We start from the raw sequence: 17,491 nt of genomic DNA, 5'->3' as shown, positions 1-17,491 counted from the left end.
ATTCTTGAATATTATCCAAGCCCCAAACCTTATCCGTTATGGATAAGGTTTTTTGTTTAATTTGCTGTTTTTACTAAATAATTGGAACCTAGGCACCGATATAAGAGGTAACTGACTTAAAAAGAGGAGAGATGATACTTAATGCAACAAAAGAAACGACCGTTGGTATGGATCATGCTGGTCACCATGGTGCTCTCATTGTTCCCACAGGGTCTGTTCAGTGGGTCCATTGCATCCGCTGCGGATGACGACACGAATGGATCTAATGCTTATACAACATACTTTACGCCAGATCTTAGAACATTGCGTGAAACGGCGGGACTTTCAATCTTGCCGGATGCAACTAAGCCTTTCTTGACGCGTTCCAATGCATATACGACTTCAACCTCATCTATCACGATCTCAGGCTCTTATGCATTTGTATCGAATACAAGCTTGAAGGTTAAGGTAGAGCAATTAAATCTGGTAACTGACGGTACAGACAGCAAGTGGGTAGCTGATGCGACCAAAGCAATTACAACTGCTGTTACTGCAGACCCTAGCGGTAATAACAAATTTACGGCTAATAACCTGAATCTGTTCCCAGGCTTCAACCGGATCACATTCTTGGGTAACCAAGGATCTGTGGAAAGATCGGATACATTCTATGTATTATATGATCAAGCTCCTTTTATTGAAAGCTTCCAGGTATTTACGGATAGCTCAGCTACAGGTGGCAATAAGTCTTACAACTTGAATGAGGGTTCTAAGACGGTGGTAGACACACAACGTGTATCTATTCAAGGTAAAGTTCAGAACTCCACGCTTGTTAGTGTGAAGGTGAACGGTGGAGACGAGATCAATGCCTCCATGCTTCAAGATGGATCATTCTTCCTGCCACAGCTTCAATTGAAGGCAGGTCTGAACAATCTGAAGTTCAAGATTTCAAGTGCAAGCAATGCCATTGAAACAGAACGCTCCATTTATTATTTCGACAAGGATCAGCCATTTACTGATCTGAAAGTACAGCTAGGCGGACAGGATAAGTCCATTCTGGGAACGAATCCGACATTTACGGGAACTGCTCAAACGACTGCAACTGTAACGGGACAGGTGCTTCTCCCTTATTCAGCCAGTGCTGAGAAGTTTGGTCCAACCAATGGTGAGATAACATTATCCAATGGAAACTTGACACAACCTACTACCTTTGATTTTGATAGCACCGAAGAAGCGTTAATTACAGGTTCAGATGGCGTAACAATTGAATATCGGTTAGTTAACTTTGAAGTGGAAACACCATACAATCTAGAACTTGCTACAGATGGTAAGGCGAAAAAAGATCAATCGTTACGTCTTCGGCTTGCCTATGGGAACTTTAGCGCAGGTTACAATGCCAGCTATATGTATTCTGCAGGATCACAGGATATCACAGAAATCTATTACCTTCCTGATTATGTCGAAGGAAAAGCCATTGATTCACAAACAAAACTGGATGGAACCAAATTGCAAAGCAATTCTTTCTACATTATGGTGGAATCCAGTGAGCCCATTTCAGGCACACTTGTAGGAGAATATTTGCCAACAGGCACAACCAAACTGACGATCAAGCCTATTAATACAGTTGATGCAATGAAATTGAAAGACAACCAAAAAATCTATCAGATTACAGGTTTCCTGGGAGGCGATCAACAAGTTCGCTTCTATTATGGAAGCCCAACCAACTTACCGAAAGTTGTGAAAATTTCCTATGTAACGGCTAGTTCGATTTATGTAGAGAGTTTACAGAATGGGCAAACATACACTTTTAACTCTAAAGACAGTACATTGACCCTTCCATTAAAGGGACGATTTATCGGTTTTAAAACATTAAAGGGTAATAATTTTGTAGCTGAAGTTCTCGTAAACGGTAAGAAGTTTAATACCGGCACGTTCCCTGAGGATGACGGGACTTTTAGTCTTAAACTACCAGTATTGAAAGAAGGTCCGATTGTTTACGGTGAGAACACGATTATCATTCGTGCAACGGATGAGGATGCGAACAATCTCCCGATTACAATCTCGACCACATTGAAGATTAATGTAATTGACCAGAATCAATCGACGATTACGTCTTTCATGCCAACGTTGATTCCTAAGGATTCGCGTCAGCAGTTTATTAACAAACCAATTACACAATATGAAGATGAAGAAATGAAACGTATTTTCTCGGTTACACCTGAATTTGCGTTCAAAGAAGACAAGTATGTAACAAGTGAAGAAACCTACGACCTGGTTATTAACGGTGGTGGAGCTGATATCGTCAATGTCTATTTCGGTTCAGACAAGATCTTCACCAAGAACCTGACATCTACAACGATCTATGAAGTAAACCAACCTGTGGCGAACGGACTGCCGAGCTATGATATTACAGGTAATAGTGATCTATTCATTGCACGGATTCAAAACTTGAAGTTTGATGCACCAGGAACACATGTGTACACGTTGGAGCTGATCAACAGCACAGGTGCGAGAACGACTCAGCGTCTTGAAATTGTGCGTGAGCCAGCATCTTATCGTATCCTGTCACCACAGCCTACAGTAGGCAGCAATATTGTGGTTAACAAAAACTTCGTTCGCTTCGACATTGAAGCAGAAGGTGCAACACAAGTATTGATTGGCAAAGAGCCTGCGGTTAAACGTACGGACATGAACAATCGTTTTGTTCTCGATTATGTTGGACTGAAAGCTGACAAAGACAACAAAATTAAAATTGAGATTATTCGTGACGGAGGCACCATCACGGATACAGTAAGTGTGTATTACACCAGTGCCATCGCCATTGACTCGCAGTATATGGCTCCAAAGGTAGCCACGAAGTACACGGTGTTTAACAAGGATCTCGTTCTGTCCTTCCCGAAAGGGACTGTGCTGCAGTCTACTACGACAAGCGGTATGGTGAAGTTCTATCCGGACAACAAATTGCTGTTTGGTATTGCTGATCCAAAAGATGGTGTTGTAGAACGTAAAAACGACTATGGTAACGTGATTGGTGTCAATCCAGATGACAGAAGTACCAATGGCGCCAGCGTTATCCGGATTCCAACCGAGCTGTCGAGCTTCTTCGCATCGGTAATTAACACGAACAACTTTACACAAGTATCTGATATTTACTGGATTAATGGTGGTCTGGGTGAACTTGGAGACCGTGGAACCAATGGGTACAAAGCGGGAACTAACGGCATTACGCCATACTCCATTGAAGGGGAGTTCACTAGATATGCACAAGAGCGTATTCTGACACCTTCCCAACGCGGAACCTTAACTCTGAAGTATGATCCATCTATAGTTGATGATGTAGGCTCCACGATTACAGTGTACCGTTATTCGGATAATTCAAACGTAGGTAAATGGGTTTCCATTGGTGGTGTTGTTGATACCAAATCACACACCATTACCGTTCCATTTGATGAGTTCGGATATTACAAGGTCATGAAACAAAGCCAAAGCTATCCGGACATTACGAACCATCCGTGGGCGCGTAACTTACTGAATGCCATGTATTCCAAAGGTATTATGAATCCGCTCAGAACCAATGCGTTCGGTGCCGATGACCAGACGACACGTGGGGAATTCGCTACCCTGCTCGTGAAGGGCATGGACATTCCGTTGGTCAAAACGACCAAGGCAACCTTCACCGATGTTTCTGAGAATACCAAATCTGATCGCTGGACCTATGAGGCCATTGAGACAGCGGCAAAAGCAGGTATTGTCCAAGGTCTCAGTGACGGGTTCTTCGGACCGGATCAGCCGGTTACACGTGAACAGGCAGCAGTGATGATCGCTCGTGCCATGAACGCGAAGCTGGCGGCTAATGACAGCAAGCTGTCTGCAGCATTGGCGAAGTCGTTCCTGGATTCAAGCTCCATTGATTTCTATGCGCGTCCTGCCATCCAGGCCGTGACCAAGGCAAAAATCATGGAAGGAAGCCCTGTGACGATTCCAGGAGCAACCAAACCGCAGTACCAATTTAATCCTAAAGGTAACATGACTCGTGCAGAAGCAGCCAAAATTGCTGTAGAGCTGCTCAAGAAAAGCACCAAATTATTCCCTAAAACATTGAGCTAAACTGTCAGAGTTTCACATTTTTTAGGAAGGACCTGTCCCTTTTGCTAAAAGGGGCGGGTTCTTTTTACGAGTGTTAATGGACTGGTGAAGATCACTTTTATAATAGAAGAAAGATGATTTTTACCAATAACTATTTTTGTAATTTGCTAGAGTTTAAGATACAATAACGGTAAATACACAATGATCTAGAGGGTGAAGTTAGCTAATGAAACCGATTTATTCGAAGGCCCAGCTGGGCTACATGAAGGCAAAGACTCAGTTCGAGAAGCAGGCAGTCATTCTGGAGAAAAAGCTGGAAGATACACGCAAGACGCAAGAAATCTCTCAAGAGGTTATGGAAGGGCTCGTACAGACGACTGGCTTCCATGATGCATATAACCAATTGGTGCTGGCTGAGAATGAATTGATTGAATGGTCTCACACCACCATGAAGCATGAGAAGACATACCGGGAGAATCGTTTGGCCATTGACGATATGTATCTGAAATTGAACAGTGATCCCAAAATGCGTGCTCAAATTATTGATCTTGCGATGAAAATTCGTTAAGCCATAGAACGAGGAATTACTTAAGCATCCCTGTAGGGGTGCTTTTTATTTTTTTTACATATCATACAAATTGTCGCTTCATGGAGGAAAATTAAGGGTATAAATAAACGTCTTCATCAAAATAAACACAGAGTAAAAGCATAACCGCAGCTGATTTGATAAGGAATTCATGGGTTTTGAACTGTCTCGGACCCGCGTTGTATCAATACATAAATTAGTTCAAAACTTTTTTTGAAGAATCCGCAACTTTTTGAAATCTACTGCGTTTAAGATGTAGAGTCAAAAACATTGGGCCTCTTACCAAGATTGACCTCTTGAAGAATCTTGTCTATTTATTAGAAAAAATTGCTTTACGGCACGAGAGACCCATTGTATAATACGTAAGGTAGGATTAGGAAACTACTCTATTTTCGTATGATTCTATTATTATTCTAGTTTACAAGTTTCTGTGATTTGCTCACAGACATCATTTATATTAACTTGCTCATGACTCTGGAAAGGGGGTGCGACAATAGAATGAGGAACACGAGCGACCCTATTAAAGAAAATTCCCATGTTATGAACGCCCAAGGAGGAGAAAAAAAGGTTATGAAGAAAATTTTATCCGTCGCTTTGTCTACAGCAATGGCATTCTCGATGTTTGCATCTGTAGCATTCGGTGATACAGCAGTTACACCACAACAACAATTTGATGCATTGAAAGCTAAAGGTATCTTCAATGGTTACCCAGATGGCACAGCTGGTCTGGACAAAGAGATGACTCGCGCTGAGTTCGCAAAAGTTATCACTAAATTGCTCGGTTTGAAAGAGATCACTGGTGTGTACTCTTACAACGACAAAAACTACAACGCTAAAAACTGGGCTGCTCCTTACATTGAAGCGGTAACAGCTGCAGGCATCATGGAAGGTAAAAACGTTGAGAAGAAAATCTTCGACTTCAACGGTAAAGTAACTATCGCTGAGATGGCTACAATCCTGACTCGTGCACTGGATCTGGAAATCCCAACTGAAACTAACAACAACGCAGCAGCATGGGCTAAAGGTTATGTTCAAGCAGCGATCAATGCTGGTCTGATCGACGCTAACGCTAACTTCAGCGCTAACGCTTCCCGCGAATTGTTGGTAGGTGCAGCTTACTCCATCGATCAAGCTCAAAGCTTGAAAGTAGAATCTTACACAGTATCTGAAGCTGGTAAAGTAGTTGAGTTTAAAATCAGCGACGGAGAAACTGTAAAAGTAACTTTGGATAAAGCTCTCGAAGCTAACAAAGAAACTGAAGTAAAATTCACTTACAAAGATAAAGAGTTCACTGAGAAAGTTACTTATGTAGTAACATCAGCTACTAAAGTTGAAAGTGTAACAGCTTCTAACCTTAAAGAAGTTATTGTTACTTTCGATGGTAAAGTAGACGAAGATACTGCAACTGATAAAGTTAACTATTCTTTGAAATCTGGTAAAGTGATCAAATCCGTAGCTCTTTCCGAAGATGCTAAAACGGCTACTCTTTACCTTGAAGGATCCCTTACTAACAACAAAACAGAAGCTGTAACAGTTTCTAATGTTAAAGCTGGGGACAAAACAGTTAGTGCTTCCAATGTAGAATTCAATGTTTCTGACAACCAATTGCCAGAAGTTGAATCCGTTAAATCTTTGGGTACTAAATCCGTTAAAGTTGTATTCTCTGAGCCAGTTACTGACTTGAGACAATCCAACTTCAACCTGGATGGAAAAGAATACTTCGGTAAAGTAGACGTAGGTGCTAACAACCGTTCTGTAATCTTGACTCCATACAGCACTTCTTCACTGGCGGTTGGTGACCACAAACTGACAATCTCTGGTGTTAAAGATTTCGCTGCATTTGTATCTTTGTCTAAAACTGTAGACTTTACAGTTGTAGAAGATACTACAGCTCCAACAGTAGCATCTGCTGAAGCTACTTTGGAAAGTGTCACTTTGACTTTCTCTGAAGATGTAGATGTATCTACAATTTCGGCTTCCAACGTTTACTGGAAATCCGGAAATGACAAGAAAGCAGCAAATAGCTACGAAGCTTTGGCTGACAACAAATACAAATTCTACTTTGGTACTCAAGACAAATCTTTGCCAACAGGTTCCGTAGTAGTATATGTAGATGCAGTTAAAGATTACTCTGGTAACCAAATCGCGAGTGGAACATCTGTTGTGGTATCCCCTTCAATCGATCAAACTCGTCCAGAAGTAACAAAAGTAACATCCACAAATGAAAAAACTATCAAAGTTACTTTCAATAAAGCTGTAACTTCTGCTTCCGCAGCAGTGACTAGCAACTACACTGTAACTGATAAAGATGGTAAAGTAATCTCTGTTCAAAGCGCTAAACTTGATCCTGCTGATTCCAGCAACAAAACTGTACTGGTAACCCTGTACACTAACTTGTCCGCTGGTAACAATAACATTGTTATTAAAAACATCAAAGATGCTACTAAATTGGAAAACACAATGTTGGATTACAGCGGTGCTGTAACTGTAGGTGATACTACAGCTCCAACTATTGATTCCCAAGTTGCTAGTGCTACTGATCGCCGTGTAGTTATCACTTTCAGCGAAAAAATGGATCCAGCATCTTTGGCTGACTACAATAACTATTTGGTTGAAGTAGAAGGAACAACTCGCGTTCTGACTGCTAACATCGCTGATATTACTGTACTGCAAGATGGATCTGCTGTAGCAATCAAGTTCGCAGAAACTTTCAATGGCAAAACAGTATCCTTCACTAATGGTTCTGTGAAATCTTTGACAATCCTTGCAGTTAAAGATGCCGCTGGTAACCCGTTGAAAGAATTCACAACTAGTGCAGGTAACAAAGTTGATCTCGTTGATAATGTGAACAAAAACTTGGAGTTAGTAGCATATAACAGCTCTAACCCTACGAAAAATGCAGAACTTGTAGATGCAAGAACTGTTAAAGTTAAGCTGAGCGCAGGAATCACTGATGCTTATGCAGGTGCATTCTCTTACGAAGTAGATGGTGTACAACAAGTTGCTAGCGTTGAAACTAACGGAACTTCAGTTGTCACAGTTAAATTTAACAATGACCTTAAAACTGATGCAGCTGGTCTGGATCTGAAAGTTGATCCAACTAAGTTGATTACTACTGCTGGATCTCCAGCAATTGGTTCGACTCTTCTGACAGTCAATACTGCAAACCTGATCGATTCTTTGGCTCCTAACCTTGTTACTGCTGAGTCTTACAAAGTTAATGACACAGCTAAAACAATCACATTGACTTACTCAGAAGATTTGGTTGATGCTGGTGGTAACTTGAATGCTGCTGACTTTAAAGTAATTAGAGTGTTCGATTACGAAACTCTTGATGCTCGTACAGAGTATTCCGTTGCTGTAACTGATAACACAGTAGTAATCACTTTGACAGATGATGCAGGCAGAACTGTTGATTCTAACTACCGTGTTGAAGTTAAGGGTGCGCAATATGTTAAAGATAAAGGTGGAAATGTTATCCCTGATTCCGCTGGAGAAACTACTACTAAATTTACAGCTACAACAGTAACTCCATAATTATCTTTTTCAAGAGACAGAGGGCATATAGCCCTCTGTTTTTCTTTGTTTTCCATGTTTGTTTAAAGGGTTGTTTAAAGAATGGATCTAATTAATCTTAGCAACAACATCGTAACTTTCTCTCCTTATTAAACGTTTATACTATAAGTGCAACAAGCAACTTATGGGAGGTTTGGATGTGAATCGAAGAAAAATGTTTGTAAGTTTGCTCGCAAGCGCCGTGTTGATTAGCTCAACCGCTGGGATTGCGATGGCCGCGAGTACAACCAATAAAACAGCAGCCAACAGTTCAAACAGCACCTCAACGAAGAAAGCAACAACAACGAACAAGGTTGTACATACACTAAGTAACTTATCTCCTGTTAAAGTTACCTCACGCAGCACCGTGAAATTAACGGATGTGAACATTCTGTCTCAGGATGATGGTAACGCGGTTACGTATACATTGACTTACAAAAATAATGACAGCACGCCAATGGTAATGCTGGATTACTGGAGCAAAGTGAAATCGAAAGGCGGAACGCTCTTCTCACCTAAACTGATTGCGAAGGATCAGGAGAAGAAAACCGTTGCCCCTGGATCCACCGTAGATCTGACGTACGTTATGAAAGTTGGACGCGAAGTAAAGCTGAGCGATCTGAACTTTCTGATCGTTAAATGGGATTTCAGTCAAGCGAACTATGAACGAACGCTGGGTAAGTTTAATGTGCCCGCTTCCTATAGTATTACGACACCCGTAGGGAAAACGAAAACCGTTCGACTTAGTGACTCAGCTGTAAAGGTAAAGGTCGCCGGTATTAAGGTATTCCCAGGGGAAGATAAGAATCAGTATGTGAAAATTGGTGTGAATTTAAACAATATTAGTTACAAATTACTTGAAAACCCGAACATCAAGTGGATTTTGCGTACACCGAGCGGAACCAATTATCCGCTTACTCCAGATAAGGATAGTACAAGCGTGAGCATTCAGGCGCAGGCCAATAAGGCTCTCAGCTTGATGGCATCACTACCAACTTCGGTTAAACTGCAAAAATCCGAACTCCTTTTAGTTGAAGAACAGGGTGAGGAGAAAACGGTATTACCTGTAGCTGCATTACAACTGCCAGAAGCCAGTAAAACGAACGTGGAGGTGGCTGCGAATCAGCCGAATATCATATCGGTTGAAGGACAACGGTTGTCCACACTTCTAGAGTCGGCCAAGGTCCGAGTAGATGATGGAGCATACGATCTCAACATGCAGCTGATGCTTAAGAATGAAGGTAAGAAAGCGATCAACGTACCAACATATACTTTTGAGGTCCGTACCGCAGATGGAACAGTATATCCAATAGAAACAAAAGCATTGGATGCTCTGAAGCTAAATCCTGGAGATATTAAAACGATAAAGCTTAATACGAGTCTGCAGGGAGACGGAGATACGAGCAAAATCAAGCTGTATGCGATGAGTCCGATGAATAAAAGTGAAGGCACGGAATCAACGACTCCATCTAATAGCTTTGAATTTTCCTACCCTGTTGGTGTTTATGCCATCCCACAAGCTGTTTCAAGTGGTGATGGGTTAACTACAGAAAGTGTAATCAAAAACAATAAAGGAACCTTTGGTGTTTCTCTAGGGTCTTTACAGCGTCTGCCTTGGTTGGACAGTGACATTGTCGCAGCCAAAGTAACCATCCGTAATGCAGGTACCAAAACAGTACAGCTACCTGAGCTGGAAGCCATGTTTACTATTGACTCCGCTCAAATTGATGGAGATAAGAAGCTAATCTATACGCAGAGCGGCAAATTGTTGGGAGCGGGTATGACGACGGAAGCCTATCTGTTAACCAAGATTCCTTCTGAGCTTCGTATGAGCCGCCTGGAAGTAAGTTTAATTGAGAAAGTTAGCGAAGAAGAAACAAATGAATGGATTACGTTGAATACATCAGGGCTAATTCAGCCGATTTCTTATGTAGGCAAAGGTAAGACATATACGTCCGGTACAGCGGATAAAGAGACGGAGATGGGCGTGCGAAGAACCATTCGTTATCCGGGCACATCATCAGATATTGTGTATACCGAATTCGAGATGACCAATAAATCACTCCGTCAGAGTGGTCTTGGCAAGCTGGTCGGATACTTCAAAACCTCGGACGGTCAATATTACCGAGCAACCGCCAAACAATCTGAACGATTACCTGGACCTGGGCAAAAGTCGATTGTTACGTTCTGGGCCAAGGTTCCGAAATCAGGCACTTTCTCGGATATGCGTCTGATCGTAGGAGAGGGCATTGCGGATAGCAAGTTTGTTACGGGTGAAGGAGAGGCAACTGCCTATGTGAATGCACTGGCCTTTGAAGTGCCCCCAACGTCCATTAATGTATTGGGCACATTAACGAATATTGATCTGTATCCATATACATTCACTGCGAACAGTGTGCGTGCATATCTGGCAGGCAGTTCGTCAGTTCAGGTTGAGATGAATTACAGTTTGTCGCGTAACGAAGAGATTGAGATGGGTGAGAATGAACACAAACTCATTCTTACATTAACTGATCAGGCTGGTAAAACATTTGAGAAAGAGCTGGCCATAGGAACGGATCTGAAGGCTGGTACCAATCAAACGTTAAGCTGGGGTATAGAAGACAGCTTCTTCGAGAAATTGCGTGGTGGTTCGTATCGCTTAACCGTATACGACCAATTCCAAGGACAGCGTATTCGCCTAGCTGAACAGGGATATGGATACGATCTGACCAAGCTACCAAAGGAAGAACCAGAAGATTTTAGGTAAGCTCCGAACCATTTATCTCGTAATAATGCTACTAGAAAACCTCGTTTCCAAATCTACGGGAACGAGGTTTTGCTTGTCGCACTGGGTATTTTTCTCTATAGTAAATAATAGATAGATTACCAGAGGAGGAAACAAAGCAATGAAACCTTATATGAAAGTATCCCTGGCTGCGCTGGCTATTGGTGTTGGCGTGTGGGTTGGGTCTGTATACAGCAATACAGCTATCGGTGCAGGAACCATTCAACCAGGCACAGCCGATGATCCGGTTGTGACGAAGAGCTATGTAGATCAACAGATTCAAAAGGCCTTAAACGGAGGTACTAATGCCGGATCGGGAAGCTCCGCAGGCAATAATAGCGGATCTACCGGGACAGGCAGTACAGGTGGTGACACCTCGCTTCCACCGGTGGTATCCGGAGCATCTGATGCGGTAGAGATCGTTACCGTGAAGCCGGGTCAACAGCTGATCGGTGCTTCTGGCGCGGAGTTCATTGTACGCAGCGGCAAGGCTGTGATCGTCAGTGAAGGTACGAACGGTGTAGCTGATCTGACGGACGGGGTTGACCTGACGAATGGACAGGCTGCGCCGACCAATCACCTGCTCTCTTTTCCAAGGGATGGACGTGGTATTACGGTATTGGATGGTAATAAGTACAGCCTGACAGTTATGGTTCGCGGCGGATATTCTTTGAAATAGGTTAAGCATTTATTCGCATTTTTATTCATTTCATTTGTGTAGATTAACCAGTTCTAACAAACATTTATACGGCTAGGCATGAGGGTTCCTGCTCACTCTATAATTGTACAAAACCAATTAACGGAGGTGCAGGAATCATGGCTAGAAGTAACCGCAGAGTGGTACCGGAAAGTCGTCAGATGCTGGATCAGATGAAATATGAGATTGCTGCCGAATTTGGTCTGAATGTAGGGTATGGTCAAAGTGCCCTTGCTGGTGCTGATACTGAGTTTGGTTCTGAGTTTGGCGCAGTGAGTGATCATTCCTATGGTCAATACAAAGGTTGGGGCCATCTGACTTCCCGTGAGAACGGATCGGTTGGTGGCGAGATCACGAAAAGGCTGATTCGTCAGGCAGAAAAGCAGTTATTATAGGGTTTTTCCTTATCCCACTTGGTTTGACACGGCTTGACAAATGCGATAAGATGGCATTTGAGGTATGCAACCTTTTCCAGGAGGAAAAGGTTGATTTTTTGTTAAGGCAATTACCTGAAAAATCCTTATCTTCGTAACTGCGGACCCTGCGTCCTTATTCCGCCCGGAAAGCTTTCGAGGGTACAGTGAACGAATCACCGTAAATGTTTTGTTCGGGCAATCGCCATACTACTAGTTATGGGAGGTTGAAACTTCATGTCTGTTAAAGGCCGACATCTATTCACATCGGAGTCTGTAACCGAAGGACATCCGGATAAGATTTGCGACCAGATCTCGGACGCCGTATTGGACGCGTTTCTGGCGAATGATCCAAACGCTCGCGTAGCGTGCGAAGTTTCCGTGGCTACAGGCTTAGTGCTTGTCATCGGTGAAATCAGTTCAGCTTCTGAATACGTAGACATTCCGGCCATTGTACGTAACACGGTTAAGGAAATCGGGTACACACGTGCCAAATATGGTTTTGACTATAACACTTGTGCCGTTCTGACTTCTCTGAATGAGCAGTCTGCGGATATCGCGCAAGGAGTTAACGCAGCACTGGAGAACCGTGATCCGGCTCAAGTCGCTCGCGAAACAGAAAACATCGGTGCGGGTGACCAAGGTCTGATGTTCGGGTTTGCAACGAATGAAACACCAGAACTCATGCCATTGCCAATCGCATTGTCCCACCGTATCGCACGCCGCCTCGCTGAGGTACGTAAAAACGGTACATTGGATTACCTCCGTCCGGACGGTAAAACTCAAGTAACGATCGAATACGACGGTGACAAAGTCGTTCGTGTCGATACAATTGTGGTATCCACTCAGCACGCTGAAGAGATTACCCTTGAGCAGATTCAAAAAGACATTAAAGAACAAGTTATTCTGCCTGTCGTTCCAGCTGAATTGCTGGATGAGCAGACTAAATATTTCATCAACCCAACAGGACGTTTCGTTATTGGCGGACCTCAAGGAGATGCAGGCCTGACTGGACGTAAAATCATCGTAGATACTTATGGCGGTTATGCACGTCACGGTGGTGGTGCTTTCTCCGGTAAAGATCCAACAAAAGTAGACCGTTCCGCTGCTTATGCGGCTCGCTACGTAGCGAAAAACCTCGTTGCTGCAGGTCTTGCAGACAAAGTGGAAATCCAGCTCGCTTATGCGATTGGTGTAGCCAACCCGGTATCGATCAACGTGGATACATACGGAACTGGCAAAGTCAGCGAAGAGAAGCTGGTTGAGTTGGTACGTAACAACTTCGATCTGCGTCCAGCTGGCATCATCCGTATGCTGGATCTGCGTCGCCCAATTTACAAACAAACGGCTGCTTACGGTCACTTCGGCCGTACAGACTTGGATGTACCTTGGGAGCAAGTGGACAAAGCGGATGCTTTGAAAGCTCAAGCGGGTCTGTAAGTTTCATTGCGATAGATCAAAGCCTTTGGTTCCGATCAGGAATCAGGGGCTTTTTTGCGTACAATGATAAAATAACACCTTTTATTTCCATTCTATTAAACAAAATTCCTCCGGTGACCGACATAAATAAAGAGGTCTGTATATCAGACAATAGGAAAATGGGTTGATAGGAGGAAGGATGGGTGTTTGTGAAAAAAATGGCCCGTAAGGGATTCATTAGCCTGATGATTATGATGTTAGTTATACAAGGTGGGTTAACCGGATGGACAGGATTGGAATCTGCGTATGCAGCTGACGACCTTACGACAAATGGAATTAATGCAACAGCACCGACACTAAACGCAACACAGGCAGATGGCACTGTGCCGCTGATGATGGAGTTTATTAAACCTGTCAAAAAAGTAGCAGATACTACGGATAAAATCTCGATACGCAGAATTCAGGATGACTCTGTGGTTACAGAGGTTCTCGTAAACAGTGAAGCTGTAACGGTTAATCCAGTTGATTCAACAGTAGATCCTAATCTGGGAAAAGTCGTGCGAATTCAGCTGCCAACACCGCTGCCAGGGGGCACCTTTTATGTCACAGTGGGCAACCAATCATTTGAATATGCCGATGGACAGCTGTTCGGTGGATTGAACAAGGAATGGACATTTCGCACAGCGGGAGTCAGTTCAGCGCGATTAACAGGACAGTTTCCTGCTAATGCAGCAACGAATGTATCGCCTTCGGCCAATATTCAGCTGACCTTTGACCGTGCAGTGAACAAGGGAGCAGGCAAACTGAGAATCTATCAGGGAAGTACAGTGGTGGAGGAAATCGATGCCAATTCATCGCAGCTTACTTTTAATGCAGCTAGAACTACGGTGACGATTGACCCGGCCCAAAACTGGACCAGTAACAGTACGATGTACATAGATATACCGGAAGGATTCCTGCGCGATGATCAGAACAATGATACGGGATCTATTCAGCGGAGCACATGGGGCTTCACTGTTGTATCCGATCCAACTGCACTAACCGTATCATCCCTGTCTCCTTCGAATGGAGCAACAGGCGTATCACTTACGAATGAATTTACCCTAACCTTCAGCAACGAGCTGGATACCAATTATAAAGGATCGGCTACCTTGAAGAATGCCAACGGCGGGATTGTGGCTTCAACCACAGTTATCAATACCTCCAACCCAAGGCAGCTGCGAATTATTCCACAAGCGAGTTTGACAAGCAACACAACGTATACTGTGGATATTCCAGCGAATGTTTTTCGCGATAAATCAGGGAACTTGTTTACAGGCTTGAATGGAGCGACATCCTGGTCCTTCAGAACGTTAACGGTGGATACCACACCTCCTGTACTCAAGACTGCAAAAATGTACAGCAATACAATTATTCGATTGACATATGACGAGCTGCTCTCAACTCTGGATCCGCTTGCTTCCAGCTTCACGGTTACGGTGAATGGGGAAAATCGGAACGTAAGCACCTCCTATGTATCGGGAGACAGTGTATATGTTGTACTGGATACGGGGGTAGCCGTCGGTCAGGTCGTTAGAATTGCGTATGCTCCTGGAACGGGAACACGCAAAATTCAGGATTTATCTCTAAACGCTGCTGCTGCCTTCTCGGCTAGAGATGTGGAGAACAGTCTGGACTCCATTATGTCGAAGCCTCGTGAAGGCAGTGCCTACAACAATACCATCACACTTTACTATCCGGAGACGGTCTACATCAGTTCCAGTGACGCAGTGAGACAATTCAGCGTTATGGCAGATGGATCAGCTATCGGGATTAACAGTATTTCAACGTATAACAGTTCGGTAGTTACGCTAACTCTTAGTCGTTCCATCCAAAACGGTGAAGTCTTGCGAGTGTCTTATGCGCCGGGATCCTGGCCTGTAAAAGATAGCCGCGGACAGGCACTTGCCGGATTCAGCGGATTCTATGTTCGTAATACAATTGATACGAAGCCGCCTGAATTCAAAAGTGCAGAAGTGAGCGGCACGACCATGTGGATCAGATACAATGAGCCACTTAGTCGGACGAATAAACCACTCAAGAGTCAATACTCCGTACTGGTCGATGGTAAGGCCGTTTATGTGAATGATACGGAAATTGAGGATGATTTGATTACTTTGACGCTGGCCAATACTGTAGCCAGTACACAAAACGTCACGTTTTCTTATGTACCAGGTACACTGCGTTTAACTGACCTGAATGGAAACCCTGCTGGTTATGTTAACTTGGCTCCAGTAACGTACACTTATGGGAATGGAAAGATCCTATCAGCTACCCTTCAAGGGGATAAGGTATATATTAACTTCCGTGATGCACTCCAGGCTCAAACAGCTCTTACGGCTTCCCAGTTCAGCATTCAGCTTGGGGGCACAACAACAAACGTAATTTCTGCTTCAATCACTGGATCAGTGGTTACGTTAAATCTCTCAACTGCTGCTACAGCAGGTCAAACGGGTACAGTCAGTTATACGCCAGGGGCTGTTCCATTACGGGATGCGTTGAATAATACGATTGCTGCATTTGGACCACTGGCCTTACAACAAAGTGGAAGTTCAACCGGCAGTCAGACAAACGGGCGTCCTTCATGGTTGACCGAGCTGGATGCTTCGAGCTATGGACAGGCATTGTATGTGATGAGCAACGATACCGCTACTGCAACATCTACGATGTCACGCAATAACCGTTCCACGCAGCAATACAATGTAGATGGGGCAAAGCTTTTGCAAGCTTATCAATACGCCACGACCAGTGGGAAAACGGGACAACCGGTTGTATTGGAAATTCCGGGAAGTGACTCTTCTGCATATATTGGATTCCCGTTGAATACTCTTGCTCAGGTTGCTTCCAGTAATCGAACAAGCTCCATCGGAGTCAAGTTCGGAGATCGCTTGTGGATGGTTCCGCTGTCCAATCTTGATGTAACTGGCTTGCTTCAAAGTGTAGGAGGCAATACGACAAGTACTGATGCTTCCTATCTTTACGTGCAAGTGGAGACTGTGCCAGTGTCCAATTCGGGAACCATAGACGGTATGTTAATCAGTGCCGGAGCGCAGAAGCTGGGAAATGTTACAGAGGTATATCTCTCTGCGTTTAACCGAAATACAAACCAACGAGCCGAGCAGAATATCAAAAGTCAACTGTCGATGCAGCTTCCAACCAATACACCTACATTGACTTCTGGTCTGACCTATATTGATCCGGTAACGCTGGTCTTGGCAAATGTACCACATACGTTCTCAACGACATCTGGTGGAGTGATTCTCAAAGGACAGTTGAATGGTAATCAGACGGTAGTTCCGGTCAATCATTCTGTTAGTTACCAGGATACGGCCAACCACTGGGCTGGCCCAGTGATCAAAGAACTCGCATCCAAGTGGATCATTGGTACAACGAATGGTTCATTCTATGGACCGAATCAGAAAATCACACGTGCCGAGTTTGCCGAGTTGGTAGCCAAGGGGTTGGGACTGAAAGGTGATCAGACCGCAGCGCGTCGCTTCCGTGATATTCGCGGTGGTGACCTGACGAGCGCCTACATTGGTGCAGCTGCAGAAGCAGGAATCATTACGGGGAATACAGATGGAACCTTCAAGCCAGATAGTCTGATCACCCGTGAGCAGATGGCTATTATGATGGTTCGTGCGTTGAGCTACGGTGGAAAGCCAGTATCACTTCAATCATCAGCGGCTTCAACATTGTCCAAGTTCAAGGATAGCAGCAAAATTCAATCCAAGGATTCGGTAGCCAAAGCAGTTCAGGAGGGTATCATCCAGGGGATGACATCCAGAACATTTGAACCTCAAGGTAATGCAACTCGTGCACAAGCTGCAGTAATGTTGAAGCGAGTGTTGAATCAACTGGGTTACTTGTAATTTGGAACGTAGATAAATATATCAATGCGACTTCAAGTATGGCAATTCCATGCCATGCTTGGGGTCTTTTTTTGTGCGGAA

The 17,491-nt window shown here is 43.8% G+C and carries 8 protein-coding genes; all 8 read left to right on the top strand.

Annotated elements, in window-relative coordinates:
* Positions 1-141: 141 nt before the first annotated feature.
* The 8 genes from AC3RCI_RS26715 (at position 142) to AC3RCI_RS26680 (ending at position 17,410) form a co-directional block, all read left to right on the top strand.
* Entirely contained in the window at positions 142-4,083 is a 3,942-nt protein-coding gene (locus tag AC3RCI_RS26715) for an S-layer homology domain-containing protein (protein WP_492527000.1), read from the top strand.
* A gap of 205 nt (positions 4,084-4,288) precedes the next feature.
* Complete coding sequence (locus AC3RCI_RS26710; protein WP_127537230.1) at positions 4,289-4,630, top strand: hypothetical protein; 342 nt, start codon at positions 4,289-4,291, stop codon at positions 4,628-4,630.
* A 588-nt stretch (positions 4,631-5,218) separates the two neighbouring features.
* Positions 5,219-8,185 carry an S-layer homology domain-containing protein gene (locus tag AC3RCI_RS26705; RefSeq protein ID WP_492526999.1) on the top strand — a complete coding sequence of 989 codons (2,967 nt, stop codon included), beginning with the start codon at positions 5,219-5,221 and terminating at the stop codon, positions 8,183-8,185.
* Between the two features lie 178 nt (positions 8,186-8,363).
* The gene (locus AC3RCI_RS26700) at positions 8,364-10,952 is read left to right on the top strand and encodes a hypothetical protein (protein WP_492526998.1); all 2,589 of its coding nucleotides are present in this window, start codon (positions 8,364-8,366) and stop codon (positions 10,950-10,952) included.
* A 139-nt stretch (positions 10,953-11,091) separates the two neighbouring features.
* The gene (locus AC3RCI_RS26695; RefSeq protein WP_188593806.1) at positions 11,092-11,649 is read left to right on the top strand and encodes a hypothetical protein; all 558 of its coding nucleotides are present in this window, start codon (positions 11,092-11,094) and stop codon (positions 11,647-11,649) included.
* 137 nt (positions 11,650-11,786) lie between these two features.
* On the top strand, positions 11,787-12,062 hold the full coding sequence (locus AC3RCI_RS26690; RefSeq protein ID WP_492526997.1) for an alpha/beta-type small acid-soluble spore protein: 276 nt from the start codon (positions 11,787-11,789) through the stop codon (positions 12,060-12,062).
* Positions 12,063-12,317: 255 nt separating this feature from the next.
* A complete protein-coding gene (gene metK, locus AC3RCI_RS26685) occupies positions 12,318-13,520 on the top strand; it encodes a methionine adenosyltransferase (protein ID WP_127537226.1) in 1,203 nt (400 codons plus the stop codon).
* 182 nt (positions 13,521-13,702) lie between these two features.
* The gene (locus AC3RCI_RS26680; RefSeq protein ID WP_492526996.1) at positions 13,703-17,410 is read left to right on the top strand and encodes a SwmB domain-containing protein; all 3,708 of its coding nucleotides are present in this window, start codon (positions 13,703-13,705) and stop codon (positions 17,408-17,410) included.
* The last annotated feature ends 81 nt before the right edge of the window (positions 17,411-17,491 follow it).

The organism is Paenibacillus sp. MT124 (genome assembly GCF_058792755.1).
This window is presented reverse-complemented; position numbering and strand designations above follow the sequence as displayed.

Coding starts and splice junctions, on each gene's coding strand:
- AC3RCI_RS26695 (WP_188593806.1), top strand. CDS start 11,092: ATGAAACCTTATATGAAAGTATCCCTGGCTGCGCTGGCTATTGGTGTT.
- metK (WP_127537226.1), top strand. CDS start 12,318: ATGTCTGTTAAAGGCCGACATCTATTCACATCGGAGTCTGTAACCGAA.
- AC3RCI_RS26715 (WP_492527000.1), top strand. CDS start 142: ATGCAACAAAAGAAACGACCGTTGGTATGGATCATGCTGGTCACCATG.
- AC3RCI_RS26705 (WP_492526999.1), top strand. CDS start 5,219: ATGAAGAAAATTTTATCCGTCGCTTTGTCTACAGCAATGGCATTCTCG.
- AC3RCI_RS26690 (WP_492526997.1), top strand. CDS start 11,787: ATGGCTAGAAGTAACCGCAGAGTGGTACCGGAAAGTCGTCAGATGCTG.
- AC3RCI_RS26710 (WP_127537230.1), top strand. CDS start 4,289: ATGAAACCGATTTATTCGAAGGCCCAGCTGGGCTACATGAAGGCAAAG.